Consider the following 15,854-nt stretch of genomic DNA (forward strand, 5'->3'; position numbering starts at 1 on the left):
GACCGGGTTTATCAGGAAACGCTGTATTGGCAGGGAGATGCCCCCCGTATGAAGCGCGTCATTCACCGTTTAATCCTTGGCAGTTGCCTGGCCCTGAGCGTGGGCTGCTCAGCCACCGGTAAGCCCAACACCTTTACCTTTACCGCCGACTTGCCACCGGACTTTGCCTATGTTGCGACCGTGACCTACGTGCCCGTCCCTGGCCAATCCTGCAACCTGGACAAACGTGACAACCTGAACCCGCAGTTCAACCGCGAGTGGCGAACTGAATACAAGCCCGATGCGCAGATCGAAATACGCCGTACCCGCAAAGGCTGCGAGTTGGTGGTGAGCAGAATAGAGCTTGAGATCAACGCGGCGTACGGGAAAGACATCGGGGACTCTGGTGGTGATTCCGGGTTTATCGCGGTGCGGGACTACCTCGCCCCCCACGACAAAGGCACCTTCAATGCTGCCGGGGAAAGCCAGTTTTCCGGGCAGTGTCAGTGGTTTTTCAGGACCTCGGGAGGCTTGCGCCGCATTGTAAAAATTCTCTACTGCAAAAATACCGATGCCCAGGGCAATGTCACCAAAGGTCGTCCGTTTGCCGCATACACCCTCGATCAACTCCCAGGCAAAACCGTGAAGCTGAAGATCAAGCTGGCGGATGAGGAAGAACCCTACATGGGCGATACCTGGGTCAAGGTGCCTGGAGGCTGGAAACGTTGCATGGGCAAGGGGTTTGAAGACCAACACGCTTTTTGTTACGGCAATTACAAAGACTTCAGCACCTTCAAAATGCCCGATGGTCGCAACTGCAGCATTTACCCAGGCTGCACCGAAAACAAGGAGGTGACCCCATGAACGGGCTACCCCAGCCCAATGAACCCCCGGCGATGCACTTTGACCGGGTTTATCAGGAAACGCTGTATTGGCAGGGAGATGCCCCCGTATGAAGCGCGTCATTCACCGTTTAATCCTTGGCAGTTGCCTGGCCCTGAGCATGGGCTGCTCAGCCACCGGTAAGTCCAACACTTTTACCTTTACCGCCGACTTGCCACCGGACTTTGCCTATGTCGCAACCGTGACCTACGTGCCCGTCCCTGGCCAATCCTGCAACCTGGGCAAACGTGACAACTTGAAACCGCAGTTCAACCGCGAATGGCAGACCGAATACAAGCCCGATGCGCAGATCGAAATACGCCGCACCCGCAAAGGCTGCGAGTTGGTGGTGAGCAGAATAGAGCTTGAGATCAACGCGGCGTACGGGAAAGACATCGGGGACTCTGGTGGTGATTCCGGGTTTATCGCGGTGCGGGACTACCTCGCCCCCCACGACAAAGGCACCTTCAATGCTGCTGGCGAAAGCGAGTTTTCCGGGCAGTGCCAGTGGTTGTTCCGCACGGTTGGCCTTAAGCGCCGCATTGTAAAAATTCTCTACTGCAAAAACACCGATGCACAGGGCAATGTCACCAAAGGTCGTCCGTTTGCCGCGTACACCCTCGATCAACTCCCAGGCAAAACCGTGAAGCTGAAGATCAAGCTGGCCGATGAGGAAAAGCCTGGCTGGGGAGATACTTGGGTCAAGGTACCCGGTGGTTGGAAGCGCTGCATGGGAGACAGCTTTGAAGATCAGCATGCTTACTGCAATGGTAACTATAAGGACTTCAGCACCTTCAAAATGCCCGATGGTCGCAACTGCAGCATTTACCCAGGCTGCACCGAAAACAAGGAGGTGACCCCATGAGCCTTGCTCCCCTGAAAGACGATGACAAACCGTCCTTTGACGGTCGTATTCATACCTGCCCGTTACGCGAGCACTCGACCAGTTTTCAATTGGTGGATGAGTTGGGGGACGGCAAGCCCTATGCAGGCTTGGCGTATGTGGTCACCGACTATGAGAATGCTGTCTACACCGGCAAGCTGGACGCCACCGGTTCCGGCAAGGTGGACAAGCATTATTGTGGTCCGGTGGTGCTGAAACTAAATCAGCCTTACCAAGGAAGTAACGATGATTACAGCGAACTAATGCGCCGTAAACATTACCCCCTGCCCATCACCGAGCTGCAAGTACGGGCCGAGAAAACTCGCTTTCGGCATAAATCGGGGGTACCGACCCGCTCCAATCCCGCCAGGGGCAAAGACCACAGCTACTTTCAGGTTGAGGTACGTGAACTGGTGGAGTTTGACGCGCACTTGCCGCCACTGGTTAAACGTAACTTCCCCCCAAACGCCCATGTTTTCTCGTTGTTTCGGCAGGAATCTCAGGTAAAAAACGCCAAGGTCCAGCAGACCGGGTTTCTGGAGGGTGGCAAGAACACTGTCGTCACGCACAACGATCTGGCCATGTCAGTGCAGGGGTTTGCACCGTCTTCACGCCCACCACGAGGCGTTGGCCTGATGCCGAACCGGCATAGCGTGCTGGAGGTGCGCCCACTGCGCGCCCTGCGCCCAATGCTCTCGCCTAGCAACGATTTCTGCGCACTCAACCTGTACCAACTGGCGCTGATGGCGACCCTGAGTTACAGCGACTTTGGTCAGCAACCCATTTCACACCCGGTAGAAGCCGACAACGTGAGCTTTCCGTTGCAACCAAGCATAGGCAACTGGTTTGGTGACGCGCTGCCAAAATTTGACGAGCTTTGGCAGGTGGATGCGGCGCAGGCCGGGGGGAAAGCCTATTACCCCTTGTATGAGGAGGTGCCGTACTCCAAGCGCCTGGAAGTGGTGCCCTTCGACCCAGAACTGTACTCGGAAGTTAACAACCCATGCCTGGGTGAAAAACAGGAAAATCCGGCAAACATTCACTGGTTTGATGACAGTACAGCTGACGATGGTACCGATACCCAAGCCTTCATCACTCACCATGATGTGCTGATTCTGATCTCGATACGGGGCACCGCCAGTGGGGCGGATGCCCTGCGTGACATGGATGCCACTCAAGTGCCCTTTGAACAAGGGGTTGGCAAGGTGCACAACGGATTTTATGGCGCGGCCAAAGTGGCTTATCGTTTTGCAGCCCGTTACCTGGATAAGTTTTACAGCGGGCAAAAGCTGATCATCACCGGGCACAGCCTGGGCGGCGCGATTGCGCTGATAGTGTCTGAAATGCTGCGACGTCGACCGGATTTCACTTATGACATTGTGCTTTACACCTACGGTGCCCCACGGGCCGGTGACAAAGTCTTCGCAGAAGGGGCTGCGCCGCTGATTCACCACCGCACCGTCAACCACAACGACCCGGTGCCAAGCGTCCCATCGACATGGATGAATACGTCCACCAAGCGGGAGTACCTCGCACAGGGTGTCGCGACGGTGCTGAGCCCGCCTGTCGGGGTGTCATGGCTGGTGTTAGGCATGATCAACATGACCGGCGAACCCTACACGCACCACGGCACACTGCGACACTTTATGCCGGTTAACTTTGGAGCAGGCCACAAGTCCTCGATCCTCTGGAAACCAGGCTGCAGCAGCATCAACGACCACGGCTGTGCCAAAGCGCTGAAGGCAACCGACGGCCTGCCGGATCGCGGCTCATTCCTGCGACAGATAGTTGATAATGCCGACCACAAAATGGTCGTCAGCTACATACCAAACTGCTGGGCCAGCCTGCGCCGCTGGCAGGAAGCTCAGAAATTCAATCGCCCATTAGTCACTGACCGTGAGTTTGATTCGGTGGATGGGGCGTTAACGAGCATCCAGAAGCAATTGCGCACCCTGGCGGGCAGCCTGGCGGCGCGCCCCGACGCCTATGTCATTGCTCAAGCAGCGGCCATCACCGCTCTTCGCAAAGAAGTCGACAACATCAACGATACGCGTGTCCGTCTAAGCACCCTGCATGTTCAGGCCGTCACCGAGATCGATGTGTATGGTCTATTCGCTGGAATGCCCGAGCTGGCTGAGGATAATTTGCCTCGCTGGAAAGCTCATGTGGAGAACATAGCCCAGGAACAACTGGCAATGATCCCACCCGCGGCCGATGACAATGACCGGGCGATAGCTGCAATAACGGGTGGCCACACGGTGGGAGCCCCCTTCCACCTGGATATTGATTCGATTGCCTAGGTGTTCAGTCTCGGAGAGTCGGGTTGGCATTGCATCTTATCCGCCCGACCTGCCCTATCCATCTCATCTTCACGGGCAAAAAAAATGGACACCCGACCTGATCGGTGTGCCCATTTTTCTGATCGCGCCCTGCGGTGTGCAGTGCGCGCAATGCTTATGGATTGACGCTGTCTTTCAACGATTTGCCAGGTTTGAAGGCGACGGTGTTGCTGGCCTTGATTTTCACAGGCTCGCCGGTTTGCGGGTTTTTGCCGGTGCGCGCGCCGCGGTGGCGTTGCAGGAAGGTGCCGAAGCCCACGAGCGTCACGCTGTCCTTGCGATGCAACGCACCGGTGATTTCTTCGAGAACGGCATTAAGGACGCGGTTGGCCTGCTCTTTGGTGAGATCCGCTTTTTCCGCGATTGCAGCGGCGAGTTCTGGTTTACGCATTAGTGAAGCCTCTTTGACGGTTTTTTGTTGTTATGTCCGTGCTGCCCTTGCGGGAACAGCGCCCAAGGCGCCGCAGGCTCTACTCTGCGGCAGACGGGAGTGAGGATGGCACGCGTTCAAGAGCGGCGCCAGTCTCCCCGCGACCTTTGTCAGGGCAAAAGAGGGGTGATTCCGACAGAACGACCAGTATTTACGCCAGCAAGCCGGGAAGTTCTTTGTTCAGCGCGAGTTTTTCCATCACCGCCGTACCCGTCAGTGCGTAACCCAGCAGCTTGCCGCTGGCATCGCGGCACAGCACCTTGATGTCGGCGCCCTGCCCTTCAACGGTCCAGACGCCTTCCATGCCACGAGGTGGCGGCGATACCACCAGCGGGCAGACCGGGGTTTTCACGGTAATCGGCATCGGACCATAGCTGACCGCCGTCGGCTTGCCGGCCAGGGTCTGGGCCAGCGCTCGCGCACAACTCATGAGGGGCATCACGTACAACAGATTCAGCCCATCGACTTCGGCGCAATCGCCCAAGGCGTAGATATTGGCGTGGGAGGTCTTGAGCTGGCGATCAACGACCACCCCGCGATTGACCTGCAAACCGGCCGCAGCCGCCAGGTCGATTCGTGGGCGCAGGCCAATGGCCGAGACCACCACGTCGCAGGCAATGACCTGACCGTCGGACAGGTGGGCTTCGAGCCCGTCCGTGACCCGCTGCAAGCGAGTGAGCACCGGCCCGAGGTGAAAGCGTGCGCCGAGGCTTTCCAGCCCTGCCTGGATAGCGGCAGCCGCCGCCGGGTGCAACAGGGTCGGCATGACCTGCTCGCACGGCGCCACCAGTTGCACTTCGTACCCCCCCAGGATCAGGTCGTTGGCAAATTCGCAGCCAATCAGCCCGACACCGAGCAGCAGCACCCGGCGTTTGCCGGCCGAGGCCACACGAAAGCGTGCGTAGTCTTCAAGGTCGTTGATCGGGAAAATCGCTTCGGGCGCGTCACCCCCGATCGGCACCCGCACGGTCTCGGCGCCCCAGGCCAGAATCAGGTCGCGGTAGGCCACGGCCTCTTCGCCGATCCACAAACGCTTGTGGCCCGGGTCGATACCGCTGATGCGCGTATGGGTGCGCACCTCGGCCTTGAGCTGTTCGGCCATGGCGCCGGGTTCGGCCATGCTCAGGCCATCGGCGTCCTTGTTCTTGCCAAAACCGGTGGAGAGCATCGGCTTGGAGTAAGAGCGTCCGTCATCTGCGGTAATCAGCAGCAGCGGAGTTTCGCCATCGAGTTTGCGAAACTCCCGGGCCAGGTTGTAGCCAGCCAGCCCAGTGCCGACGATCACGACAGGTGCGTTCATTCCTTACTCCTCTAAATGTCTTAGTTGATTTCGATCATTTCAAAATCCATCTTGCCCACGCCGCAGTCCGGGCACAGCCAGTCTTGCGGTACGTCTTGCCACAAGGTTCCCGGTGCGATGCCGTCATCCGGCCAGCCGTCGGCTTCGTTATAGATCAGCCCACAGACCACGCATTGCCACTTCTTCATCACTTGTTTCCTCAGGTTTTCAGGCTTTTTCTGGCGCGGACGGTCGATAGGTAAAGGCCTGCCGCCCGGCTCAGGGCGTTTTGTACTGATCGGGGTCGGCAGATGCAAGCCTGATCGCTGCGCATGCCTGCCGGGTCGGTCAAAATCACCCGTCACCATGGTAAGCTCGCCGCCTCATTTGCTGCCAATAATGACTCACTGTGCCGCACTCAAAACCCCTGCCCCCTGCCCCGGTCTGGCTGCCAGACAACCAACTGACGCCCCGCCCCGATGCGCAAATCCTCGACTGGCTGTTCGATGAAGGCTCGCTCACCCGCCGCCTGACCCGTTTGTCGGACGACGGTTTCAGCGTGACCCCGCTGTTCGAAGGCTGGCAACCGTTGCGCGCCGACGAATGTGCATCGCTGGCGCTACCCGAAGGCAGCGAGGGCTGGGTTCGCGAGGTGTATTTGCGCGGTCATGGCGAAGCCTGGGTGTTCGCCCGCAGTGTCGCGTCGCGCAGTGCCTTGCAGGACGGTGGGCTGAACATGGACGAACTCGGCAGCCGCTCGCTGGGCGAACTGCTGTTTTGCGATCACGCGTTCCAGCGCCGCGCCATCGAGGTGTGCCGCTATCCTGCCGAATGGTTGCCACTGGCGTCCCAAGCCCCGGCACTCTGGGGCCGGCGCTCGCGTTTCGACCGGGACGGCTTGAGCGTGCTGGTCGCGGAAATATTCCTTCCGAGCCTGTGGCGCGCCGCCGGCCTCGACGCGGAGCACTGCTGATGTATCAAAATCTGCTCAAATCCCTGAACCGCCTGCACCCACGGGCCTGGGACTTCATTCAACTGACCCGCATGGACAAGCCGATCGGCATTTACCTGCTGCTGTGGCCGACCTTGTGCGCCTTGTGGATTGCCGGCAACGGTTCGCCGTCACTGGCCAACGTGGTCATTTTCACCCTGGGCGTGGTGCTGACCCGCGCCGGTGGCTGCGCGATCAACGACTGGGCCGACCGCAAGGTCGACGGCCATGTGAAGCGCACCGCCCAACGCCCGCTGGCCGCTGGCAGAATCAGCTCCAAAGAAGCCCTGGCGACGTTCGCACTGTTAATGGGCGTGAGTTTCCTGCTGGTGCTGTGCACCAATGCAACAACGGCCTGGCTCTCGTTCGGCGCCCTGGCACTGGCGGCCTGCTACCCGTTTATGAAGCGTTACACCTACTACCCGCAAGTCGTGCTGGGCGCCGCGTACTCGTGGGGCATCCCGATGGCGTTCACCGCCCAGACCGGCGACCTGCCGGCCACGGCCCTGGTTGTTGTACATCGCCAATATCCTGTGGACCGTGGGCTACGACACCTATTACGCCATGACCGACCGCGACGACGACCTGCGGATCGGGGTGAAATCCACGGCCATTCTGTTTGGCGATGCTGACCGGGTAATCATCCTGACCTTGCAGCTGTTGTCGCTGGGCTGCCTGCTGCTGGCCGGCTCGAGATTTGGGCTCGGCGCCTGGTTCCACGGCGGCTTGCTGGTGGCGGTCGGGTGCTTTGCCTGGGAGTTCTGGTACACCCGCGACAAGGATCGGCTCAAGTGCTTCAAGGCGTTTTTGCACAACCACTGGGCGGGGATGGCGATTTTCGTCGGGCTGGTGCTCGACTACGCGTTGCGCTGATCAAAGCCTGCTCCGGCAAGCGGAGCAGGCTGCATCGGCGGGGTCGGTTACTTCTGCGACTCGTGGACGACGTGCCAGACGTCCTTCATACCGTCACCCTTCATTTCTCCGGGTTTTTCGTCTTTCATGAAGGTGTACAGCGGCTTGCCGCCATACGCCCATTGCATCATGCCGTCTTCACGCTTGATGACCGTCCATTTGCCTTCGGCCTTGGCATCCGCCGGGGCCATCATCGGCGGCCAGTTCTTGGCGCAATCGCCATTACACATCGACTTGCCACCGGCGTCCTTATCGAACGTGTACACCGTCATGCCCTTATGGTCGACCATCATGCCGCCTTTCATCATGGCGGGTTCGGCAGCGAAGGCCATCGTCGGCAATGCCAGGGCAGCAGCCAGCATCAGGGCTTTGAAGGATTGAGCGTAGTGAGTCATGGAAACCTTCTTTTGTGGTTGTCAGGATTCGGACTTAAAGCGTAGCCCAGGAATGCGCCATTCTCCTGCGGTCTAAAATACTGTCACACGACTGCAATAATTCCGTTATCTAATGCGGCGCAAGACAGTTAAATGACAAGAGGATTAAGGCATGGTTGGCAGGAGCATTCTGATCGTCGACGACGAAGCGCCCATTCGCGAAATGATCGCCGTTGCGTTGGAAATGGCCGGCTATGACTGTCTGGAGGCGGAAAACTCCCAGCAGGCCCATGCCATTATCGTCGACCGCAAACCCGACCTGATCCTGCTCGACTGGATGCTGCCCGGCACCTCCGGTATCGAGCTGGCCCGCCGCCTGAAACGCGATGAGCTGACCGGGGACATCCCGATCATCATGCTCACCGCCAAGGGCGAAGAGGACAACAAGATCCAGGGCCTGGAAGTCGGCGCCGACGACTACATCACCAAACCCTTTTCTCCCCGTGAGCTGGTGGCGCGCCTCAAGGCCGTACTGCGCCGCGCCGGCCCGACCGATGGCGAAGCGCCGATCGAAGTCGGCGGCCTGCTGCTGGACCCCATCAGCCACCGCGTGACCATCGACGGCAAACCGGCCGAGATGGGCCCGACCGAATACCGCCTGCTGCAATTTTTCATGACGCACCAGGAACGCGCCTACACTCGCGGGCAACTGCTCGACCAGGTCTGGGGCGGCAACGTTTATGTCGAGGAGCGCACCGTCGACGTGCACATCCGTCGCCTGCGCAAAGCCCTCGGCGATGCCTACGAGAATCTGGTACAAACCGTGCGCGGCACCGGCTACCGGTTTTCGACGAAAGCCTGAGCCGGCCCTTACGTGCTCGACAAGCTGACAAGGACGCGTGTTTAAGTGAACCAAAACTGGCATGGCACTCTGATCCGCCACATGCTTTTACTGGTCACCGGCTGCCTGGTGATCGGCCTGATTACCGGCTACTACGGCTGGAGCCTGGCCGCGGGCCTGGGCATTTACCTGGCCTGGACCCTCAAGCAATTGCTGCGTTTGCACGAGTGGCTGCGCCTGCACAAACCCGATGAAGCACCGCCCGATGGCTACGGCCTGTGGGGCGAGGTGTTCGACAGCATCTACCACCTGCAACGTCGCGACCAGCGCGTGCGCGGGCGCCTGCAAGCGGTGATCGACCGGGTTCAGGAGTCCACCGCCGCGTTGAAAGACGCCGTGATCATGCTCGACAGCGACGGCAACCTGGAATGGTGGAACCGCGCCGCCGAAACCCTGCTGGGCCTCAAGACGCCACAGGACAGCGGTCAACCCGTGACCAACCTGGTGCGTCACCCGCGCTTCAAGGAATATTTCGAGCAGGACAGCTACGCCGAGCCGCTGGAAATCCCGTCGCCGACCAACGACCGGATGCGGATTCAGCTCTACATCACCCGCTACGGCAACAACGAGCACTTGATGCTGGTGCGCGACGTGACGCGCATTCATCAGCTCGAACAAATGCGCAAAGACTTCATCGCCAACGTCTCCCACGAACTGCGCACGCCGCTGACGGTGATCTGCGGCTACCTGGAAACCCTGCTCGACAACGTTGAAGAAGTGAATCCGCGCTGGAGCCGCGCCCTGCAGCAAATGCAGCAACAGGGCGGGCGCATGCAAACGCTGCTCAACGACTTGCTGTTGCTGGCCAAGCTTGAAGCCACCGATTACCCGTCGGACAACCAGCCAGTGCCCATCGACGGCTTGCTGCAATCGATCAAAAGCGATGCTCAGGCGCTGTCCGGGCAGCGCAACCAGCGCATCACCCTGGAAGCCGACGCGACGATTTTGCTCAAGGGCAGCGAAGCGGAACTGCGCAGTGCGTTTTCCAACCTGGTGTTCAACGCCGTCAAATACACCCCGGACGGCGGCAATATCCGCATCCGCTGGTGGGGCGACGACCAGGGCGCGCACCTGAGCGTGCAGGATTCGGGCATCGGCATCGACAGCAAACACCTGCCGCGCCTGACCGAACGCTTCTACCGCGTCGACTCCAGCCGCAACTCCAACACCGGCGGTACCGGGCTCGGCCTGGCCATCGTCAAGCACGTGCTGTTGCGCCATCGGGCGCGGATGGAGATCAGCAGCGTGCCGGGCCACGGCAGCACCTTCACCTGCCATTTCGCCCCGGCACAGGTCGCAAAATCACGCGCCGGCAGCCTGACCGAGTAGCCACACAGGCCACTGCCCCTAGGCAATTGCCCTGTCAGCCGCTACATTGGCTGACTTGGGCCTGCCCTTCAGGCTCGGCAATCCCCTTTCTATTCGAATATACGGAACCCGCAAAACTCCATCATGGACCCTTCCCCTGGCTTGACCCTCGCGACACTCTTCGCCGATTTCGGCATGATTCTTTTTGCTCTGATCCTGGTTGTGCTCAACGGATTCTTCGTTGCGGCCGAATTTGCCATGGTCAAACTGCGCTCGACCCGCGTCGAGGCCATCGCTGATAAAAACGGCTGGCGCGGACACATCCTGCGCACCGTGCACAGTCAGCTCGATGCCTACCTGTCGGCGTGCCAGTTGGGTATCACCCTCGCCTCCCTGGGCCTTGGCTGGGTCGGTGAGCCGGCATTCGCGCACATTCTCGAACCCGTGCTGAGCGCGGTGGGCGTGGAATCTGCCGAAGTGGTCAAGGGCGTGTCGTTCTTCACCGCGTTCTTCATCATTTCGTACCTGCACATCGTGGTCGGCGAACTCGCCCCCAAATCCTGGGCAATCCGCAAACCCGAGCTGCTGTCGCTGTGGACCGCCGTGCCGCTGTACCTGTTCTACTGGGCCATGTACCCGGCCATTTACCTGCTCAACGCCAGCGCCAACGCCATTTTGCGCATTGCAGGCCAGGGTGAACCCGGCCCGCATCACGAGCATCATTACAGCCGTGAAGAACTGAAACTGATCCTGCACTCCAGCCGTGGCCAGGATCCGAGTGACCAAGGCATGCGTGTGCTGGCCTCGGCCGTGGAAATGGGCGAGCTGGAAGTGGTCGACTGGGCCAACTCCCGGGAAGACCTGGTGACGCTGGAGTTCAACGCGCCGCTCAAGGAAATCCTCGCGCTGTTCCGTCGTCACAAGTTCAGCCGCTATCCGGTGTATGACAGCGAGCGCCAGGAGTTCGTGGGCCTGCTGCACATCAAGGACTTGCTGCTGGAGCTGGCCGCGCTGGACCACATTCCCGAGTCGTTCAACCTGGCCGAACTGACCCGCCCGCTGGAGCGCGTGTCGCGCCACATGCCGCTGTCGCAGTTGCTGGAGCAATTCCGCAAGGGCGGCTCGCACTTCGCCGTAGTTGAAGAGGCCGACGGCAACATCATCGGCTACCTGACCATGGAAGACGTGCTGGAAGTGCTGGTTGGCGACATTCAGGACGAACACCGCAAGGCTGAACGCGGGATCCTCGCCTACCAGCCAGGCAAGTTGCTGGTGCGTGGCGACACGCCGCTGTTCAAGGTTGAGCGTCTGCTGGGCATCGACCTGGACCACATCGAAGCCGAAACCCTCGCCGGGCTGATCTACGAAACCCTGAAACGGGTGCCCGAAGAGGAAGAAGTACTGGAAGTCGAAGGGTTGCGGATCATCATCAAGAAGATGAAAGGCCCGAAAATCATTCTGGCCAAGGTGTTGATGCTCGACTAAATGCAGGACTGGTGACGAGCGGGCTCTTGTGGCGAGGGAGCTTGCTCCCGCTGGGGCGCGTAGCGGCCCCAACCCTGCAGCCACATTAACCCTGAAACACCTCATTCTCCTTTATCACGACTGCTTCGCAGCCGAGCGGGAGCAAGCTCCCTCGCCACAAAGAACCCTCCACAATGGGTCTCGCGTCTACTGCTTGCCCAACGCAAAGTTGGGCAATGCCCCCACCGGCTGGCGGAACTGGTAGGGAATCGACACCAGCCCCAACCCGGTATTGCGCTGCACCACGAAGTGCAAGTGCGGCCCGCTGCTGTTGCCGGTGTTGCCCGACAGCGCCAACGCGCTGCCCACCCCCACTCGCTGCCCCTCACGAACATTCACCGAACCTTGTTTAAGGTGCAGGTACACGCCCATGGTCCCGTCATCGTGCAACACCCGCACGAAATTGCCGGACGGGTCGGTGCCGCGCCCGTTCTGGCTGTTCTCGGTCTTGACCACCACCCCACCGCGCGCGGCGATGATCGGCGTGCCTTCGGGCATGGCAATGTCCATGGCATAACGGCTCTTGGCCCCGAAATGACTGTATTGACCGTTGGCGCCCTGAGTCAGGCGAAACGGCCCGCCGCGCCACGGGAACGGATAACGGTAAGCCAGGGAGGCGCCTGAGGGATCGCCCAGGGAATAACGAAACTTCGGGGTATACGCCAGCGGCTTGCCGGCCTGGGTAGCCGTGAGCAGCGCTACACGCAGGTTGCTGCGCGCCGGCAAGACCCGGCGGATCGGTTGCCTCGGCGCACCGCTGACATTCTTCACGCCGCTGAAGCTCAGCTCGATCTCCACCGGGGCAAACAGGTCATTGCGCACAAAGACGCTGTCAGCGCCCTTCTGCTTCCTGATGTCCAGGTGAACCTGTCGCTCGAGGTGCTCGTCCATTCGATCGCGGAATACAAACACCTGCGCGCCCTTCGAAGGTCGGTCGCTGTAGGAGACCACGCCATTGGCATCGGTGGATTTGTAAATGGTCATGGCCACAGCCGAGGTGGAGGCCATGAAGAGACCACAGAAAAACAGCAAGCGCGCGAGCATGGGCAAAGGTTCTGTCGAGTGAGGCTTGGGGAGGAGCCTAGCAGCTGAGACAGACCAGGGTAATCGGCAGATGTTTCAAAATGGGCGTATCAGGGAAAGGTGTAGTGAGTTGGATAGCCCCTTCGCGAGCAAGCCCGCTCCCACATTTGAAATGCATTCCAATGTGGGAGCGGGCTTGCTCGTGAAGGTGGACTATCAGGCAACGCTGAGTTTAAGCGCCCGGTACGAAGTGCTTCTGCGCCGTGCCACGGGCAATCAGGCGGGAGATGTAGTCGAGCTTTTGCGCGTCCTGGTCGACGAAGCGGAAGGTCAGTTGCAGCCACTCGCTGTCCGGCTTCGGCTCAAGGGCGACGACGGCGTGCAGGTAGCCGTTGAGGCGTGCGACTTCGGCGTTGTCACCCTGCTCCAGATCGAGCACAGCGCTGTCGAGCACTTGCGGCAGGGTGTCGGTGCGTTTGACCACCAACAGCGCTTCCTTGATGCTCAGGGCCTTGATCACGCACGGCTGGGTGCCGCTTGGCAGGCGCAGTTGACCCTGACCACGACCACTGGCAGGTGCGGCGGCGGTCGTCGCTTTCACGGGCGGGCTGTTGAGCAGACCACGCGAAGGCGCTGCCGCTGGCGTGGGCGCTACGACAGCAGGTTTGGCGAACGGGTTGACCGGCGCCGCCGACGGGGCGACCACGGCAGACTTGCCGCCAGTCAGGGCGCTCAAGGAGTCGTTGCCGAACGCCGAATTCATTTTGGTCGGGGCGCTGTTCATCAAAGTGTCGAGCTTGCCGACCTTGTTCAACGCCTGCTTGACCTTGGTCAGCAGCTGTTCGTTGGTGAAGGGTTTGCTGACGTAACCGGAAACGCCGGCCTGAATCGCCTGAACCACGTTTTCCTTGTCGCCACGGCTGGTGACCATGACAAACGGCATGCTCTTGAGGTTGTCCTGCTGGCGGCACCAGGTCAGCAACTCAAGACCCGACATTTCCGGCATTTCCCAGTCGCACAGCACCAGGTCGAACGCTTCCCGGGCCAGCATGGCCTGGGCTTTCTTGCCGTTGACCGCATCTTCGGTCCGGATGCCCGGGAAGTAGTTGCGCAGGCACTTCTTCACCAAGTCACGAATGAACGACGCATCGTCCACCACCAACACACTGATCTTGCTCATCCAACACCCCTATAAAAATCCCGGCAAGCATAACGCTGGCTGATGGCACATTGCCAAAACTCTTCAGTCACGCCGGGACTTTTCGTTCGCGGGTGCTATGAATTCAAAAACCGCAAACAAAAACGCCCGGCCAAAAGGCCGGGCGCTTTACTTGGGCAATACTACTTATCGTCAGCTTCGTCCGGAACATTAGCGGTTTCGCCACTTGTGCCTTCAACTTCTTGCTTCATGCGTTTGAGGCCCATGTGGCGCACATCGGTGCCGCGCACGAGGTAAATCACCAGCTCGGAAATGTTGCGCGCGTGGTCGCCGATTCGTTCCAGCGAACGCAGCACCCAGATAATGCTCAAGACCCGCGAGATAGAGCGCGGGTCTTCCATCATGTAGGTGGCCAGCTCACGCAGCGCGGTCTTGTATTCGCGGTCGATGGTCTTGTCGTACTGGGCCACCGACAACGCCAGGTCGGCGTCGAAACGAGCGAAAGCATCCAGCGCATCGCGGACCATGTTGCGCACCTGATCACCAATGTGACGCACCTCGACGTAACCGCGCGGGGCCTCGCCTTCTTCGCACAGCTGAATGGCACGGCGGGCGATTTTGGTCGCTTCGTCGCCGATGCGCTCCAGGTCGATCACCGACTTGGAAATGCTGATGATCAACCGCAAATCGGACGCCGCCGGCTGACGACGGGCCAGAATGCGCAGGCATTCTTCGTCGATGTTGCGTTCCATCTGGTTGATCTGGTCGTCAATCTCGCGCACTTGCTGGGCCAGACCCGAATCGGCCTCGATCAGCGCGGTCACCGCGTCGTTGACCTGCTTTTCCACCAGCCCGCCCATGGCCAGGAGGTGGCTGCGCACCTCTTCAAGCTCGGCGTTGAACTGCGCGGAAATGTGGTGGGTAAGGCCTTCTTTACTAATCATGTTGGCGTCCTTGGAGCGTCCGGTAAGGTGCGGTGGGCCGCAGCGGTGGTTCAGTGAGCAACGCCAGCGGCATCCTAGCCGTAACGACCGGTGATGTAGTCTTCGGTCTGCTTCTTCGCCGGATTGGTGAACAGGGTGTCGGTGTCGCCGAATTCCACCAGTTTGCCCATGTACATGAACGCCGTGTAGTCGGAAACCCGCGCGGCCTGTTGCATGTTGTGGGTCACGATCACAATGGTGAACTTGGATTTCAGTTCGTAGATCAGTTCTTCGACTTTCAGCGTCGAGATCGGGTCGAGTGCCGAGCACGGTTCGTCGAGCAGCAATACTTCCGGCTCCACGGCGATGGTACGGGCAATCACCAGACGTTGCTGTTGACCACCGGACAACCCGAGTGCCGATTCGTGCAGGCGGTCCTTGACCTCATCCCACAACGCCGCGCCTTTGAGCGCCCATTCGACTGCTTCGTCGAGTACGCGTTTTTTGTTGATGCCCTGAATGCGCAGGCCGTAGACCACGTTTTCATAGATGGTCTTCGGGAACGGGTTGGGCTTCTGGAACACCATGCCGACGCGACGACGCAGCTCGGCCACGTCTTCGCCCTTGCGGTAGATGTTGTTGCCATAGAGGTTGATGGCACCCTCGACGCGGCAGCCGTCCACCAGATCGTTCATCCGGTTGAAGGTGCGCAGCAGCGTGGACTTGCCGCAGCCGGACGGGCCGATGAAGGCCGTCACGCGTTGTTTCGGGATGTTCATGCTGACGTCGAACAACGCTTGCTTGTCACCGTAGAACAGGCTCAGGCCGGGCACTTCGATGGCCACGGTTTCCTGTTCCAGGCTCAGGCTCTGCTTGTCGCGGCCCAGGGCCGACATGTTGATGCCGTGGGTATGTGTTTCGTGCTGCATGGGAAGCTCCCTGTGCTA

General features: G+C 59.9%; 15 protein-coding genes and 1 pseudogene. 8 read left to right on the forward strand and 8 right to left on the reverse strand.

Features of this window, described 5'->3' with window-relative positions:
* The first annotated feature begins 48 nt into the window (after window positions 1–48).
* The 3 genes from AABM54_RS26150 to AABM54_RS26160 all read left to right on the forward strand — a co-directional run bounded on the left by AABM54_RS26150 (window position 49) and on the right by AABM54_RS26160 (window position 4,044).
* Entirely contained in the window at window positions 49–843 is a 795-nt protein-coding gene (locus tag AABM54_RS26150; RefSeq protein WP_347906300.1) for a hypothetical protein, read from the forward strand.
* An 88-nt stretch (window positions 844–931) separates the two neighbouring features.
* Window positions 932–1,726, forward strand: a complete 795-nt coding sequence (locus tag AABM54_RS26155) for a hypothetical protein (protein WP_347902769.1) — start codon at window positions 932–934, stop codon at window positions 1,724–1,726.
* Window positions 1,723–4,044: a lipase family protein gene (locus AABM54_RS26160; protein ID WP_347902770.1), complete on the forward strand. Its 2,322-nt coding sequence runs from the start codon at window positions 1,723–1,725 to the stop codon at window positions 4,042–4,044. Before AABM54_RS26155 ends, AABM54_RS26160 begins: the two co-directional genes overlap by 4 nt.
* A 154-nt stretch (window positions 4,045–4,198) precedes the next feature.
* On the opposite strand, the gene AABM54_RS26165 is transcribed toward AABM54_RS26160, so the two are convergent.
* The 3 genes from AABM54_RS26165 to AABM54_RS26175 all read right to left on the reverse strand — a co-directional run bounded on the left by AABM54_RS26165 (window position 4,199) and on the right by AABM54_RS26175 (window position 6,001).
* Entirely contained in the window at window positions 4,199–4,474 is a 276-nt protein-coding gene (locus tag AABM54_RS26165; RefSeq protein ID WP_003213368.1) for an HU family DNA-binding protein, read from the reverse strand.
* Window positions 4,475–4,664: 190 nt separating this feature from the next.
* Window positions 4,665–5,813 carry an FAD-dependent oxidoreductase gene (locus AABM54_RS26170; RefSeq protein WP_347902771.1) on the reverse strand — a complete coding sequence of 383 codons (1,149 nt, stop codon included), beginning with the start codon at window positions 5,811–5,813 and terminating at the stop codon, window positions 4,665–4,667.
* A 20-nt stretch (window positions 5,814–5,833) separates the two neighbouring features.
* Window positions 5,834–6,001 carry a rubredoxin gene (locus AABM54_RS26175; protein WP_221731915.1) on the reverse strand — a complete coding sequence of 56 codons (168 nt, stop codon included), beginning with the start codon at window positions 5,999–6,001 and terminating at the stop codon, window positions 5,834–5,836.
* Between the two features lie 200 nt (window positions 6,002–6,201).
* Here AABM54_RS26175 and AABM54_RS26180 point away from each other — a divergent pair, with 200 nt between their 5' ends.
* Window positions 6,202–6,765, forward strand: a complete 564-nt coding sequence (locus AABM54_RS26180) for a chorismate lyase (RefSeq protein WP_347902772.1) — start codon at window positions 6,202–6,204, stop codon at window positions 6,763–6,765.
* Window positions 6,765–7,656 (forward strand): annotated as a pseudogene (ubiA, locus tag AABM54_RS26185) (4-hydroxybenzoate octaprenyltransferase). Before AABM54_RS26180 ends, ubiA begins: the two are co-directional and overlap by 1 nt.
* Window positions 7,657–7,703: 47 nt before the next feature.
* Here the strand turns inward: ubiA and AABM54_RS26190 are convergent.
* Window positions 7,704–8,090: a hypothetical protein gene (locus AABM54_RS26190; RefSeq protein WP_347902773.1), complete on the reverse strand. Its 387-nt coding sequence runs from the start codon at window positions 8,088–8,090 to the stop codon at window positions 7,704–7,706.
* A gap of 151 nt (window positions 8,091–8,241) precedes the next feature.
* On the opposite strand from AABM54_RS26190, the gene phoB reads away from it, so the two are divergent.
* From phoB to AABM54_RS26205, 3 genes are all read left to right on the forward strand, one after another.
* A complete protein-coding gene (gene phoB / locus AABM54_RS26195; protein WP_007896474.1) occupies window positions 8,242–8,931 on the forward strand; it encodes a phosphate regulon transcriptional regulator PhoB in 690 nt (229 codons plus the stop codon).
* 81 nt (window positions 8,932–9,012) lie between these two features.
* Entirely contained in the window at window positions 9,013–10,299 is a 1,287-nt protein-coding gene (gene phoR, locus AABM54_RS26200) for a phosphate regulon sensor histidine kinase PhoR (RefSeq protein ID WP_347906302.1), read from the forward strand.
* A gap of 123 nt (window positions 10,300–10,422) precedes the next feature.
* Window positions 10,423–11,763: a hemolysin family protein gene (locus AABM54_RS26205; protein ID WP_347902774.1), complete on the forward strand. Its 1,341-nt coding sequence runs from the start codon at window positions 10,423–10,425 to the stop codon at window positions 11,761–11,763.
* Between the two features lie 186 nt (window positions 11,764–11,949).
* On the opposite strand, the gene AABM54_RS26210 is transcribed toward AABM54_RS26205, so the two are convergent.
* The 4 genes from AABM54_RS26210 to pstB all read right to left on the reverse strand — a co-directional run bounded on the left by AABM54_RS26210 (window position 11,950) and on the right by pstB (window position 15,836).
* Window positions 11,950–12,846: a peptidoglycan DD-metalloendopeptidase family protein gene (locus tag AABM54_RS26210; RefSeq protein ID WP_347902775.1), complete on the reverse strand. Its 897-nt coding sequence runs from the start codon at window positions 12,844–12,846 to the stop codon at window positions 11,950–11,952.
* Window positions 12,847–13,057: 211 nt separating this feature from the next.
* Window positions 13,058–14,005: a response regulator gene (locus AABM54_RS26215; RefSeq protein ID WP_347902776.1), complete on the reverse strand. Its 948-nt coding sequence runs from the start codon at window positions 14,003–14,005 to the stop codon at window positions 13,058–13,060.
* Window positions 14,006–14,166: 161 nt separating this feature from the next.
* Window positions 14,167–14,928: a phosphate signaling complex protein PhoU gene (gene phoU, locus AABM54_RS26220; protein ID WP_347902777.1), complete on the reverse strand. Its 762-nt coding sequence runs from the start codon at window positions 14,926–14,928 to the stop codon at window positions 14,167–14,169.
* A 74-nt stretch (window positions 14,929–15,002) separates the two neighbouring features.
* Window positions 15,003–15,836, reverse strand: a complete 834-nt coding sequence (gene pstB, locus AABM54_RS26225) for a phosphate ABC transporter ATP-binding protein PstB (protein ID WP_060540210.1) — start codon at window positions 15,834–15,836, stop codon at window positions 15,003–15,005.
* Window positions 15,837–15,854 lie beyond the last annotated feature (18 nt).

Origin of the sequence: Pseudomonas purpurea (assembly GCF_039908635.1) — a bacterium.
In the GTDB taxonomy this organism is placed as follows: domain Bacteria; phylum Pseudomonadota; class Gammaproteobacteria; order Pseudomonadales; family Pseudomonadaceae; genus Aquipseudomonas; species Aquipseudomonas purpurea.

Bases quoted from the DNA above. Each gene is read 5' to 3' on its own strand.
- AABM54_RS26150 (WP_347906300.1), top strand. From the start codon at position 49: ATGAAGCGCGTCATTCACCGTTTAATCCTTGGCAGTTGCCTGGCCCTG.
- AABM54_RS26155 (WP_347902769.1), top strand. From the start codon at position 932: ATGAAGCGCGTCATTCACCGTTTAATCCTTGGCAGTTGCCTGGCCCTG.
- AABM54_RS26160 (WP_347902770.1), top strand. From the start codon at position 1,723: ATGAGCCTTGCTCCCCTGAAAGACGATGACAAACCGTCCTTTGACGGT.
- AABM54_RS26165 (WP_003213368.1), bottom strand. From the start codon at position 4,474: ATGCGTAAACCAGAACTCGCCGCTGCAATCGCGGAAAAAGCGGATCTC.
- AABM54_RS26170 (WP_347902771.1), bottom strand. From the start codon at position 5,813: ATGAACGCACCTGTCGTGATCGTCGGCACTGGGCTGGCTGGCTACAAC.
- AABM54_RS26175 (WP_221731915.1), bottom strand. From the start codon at position 6,001: ATGAAGAAGTGGCAATGCGTGGTCTGTGGGCTGATCTATAACGAAGCC.
- AABM54_RS26190 (WP_347902773.1), bottom strand. From the start codon at position 8,090: ATGACTCACTACGCTCAATCCTTCAAAGCCCTGATGCTGGCTGCTGCC.
- phoB (WP_007896474.1), top strand. From the start codon at position 8,242: ATGGTTGGCAGGAGCATTCTGATCGTCGACGACGAAGCGCCCATTCGC.
- phoR (WP_347906302.1), top strand. From the start codon at position 9,013: ATGCTTTTACTGGTCACCGGCTGCCTGGTGATCGGCCTGATTACCGGC.
- AABM54_RS26205 (WP_347902774.1), top strand. From the start codon at position 10,423: ATGGACCCTTCCCCTGGCTTGACCCTCGCGACACTCTTCGCCGATTTC.
- AABM54_RS26210 (WP_347902775.1), bottom strand. From the start codon at position 12,846: ATGCTCGCGCGCTTGCTGTTTTTCTGTGGTCTCTTCATGGCCTCCACC.
- AABM54_RS26215 (WP_347902776.1), bottom strand. From the start codon at position 14,005: ATGAGCAAGATCAGTGTGTTGGTGGTGGACGATGCGTCGTTCATTCGT.
- phoU (WP_347902777.1), bottom strand. From the start codon at position 14,928: ATGATTAGTAAAGAAGGCCTTACCCACCACATTTCCGCGCAGTTCAAC.
- pstB (WP_060540210.1), bottom strand. From the start codon at position 15,836: ATGCAGCACGAAACACATACCCACGGCATCAACATGTCGGCCCTGGGC.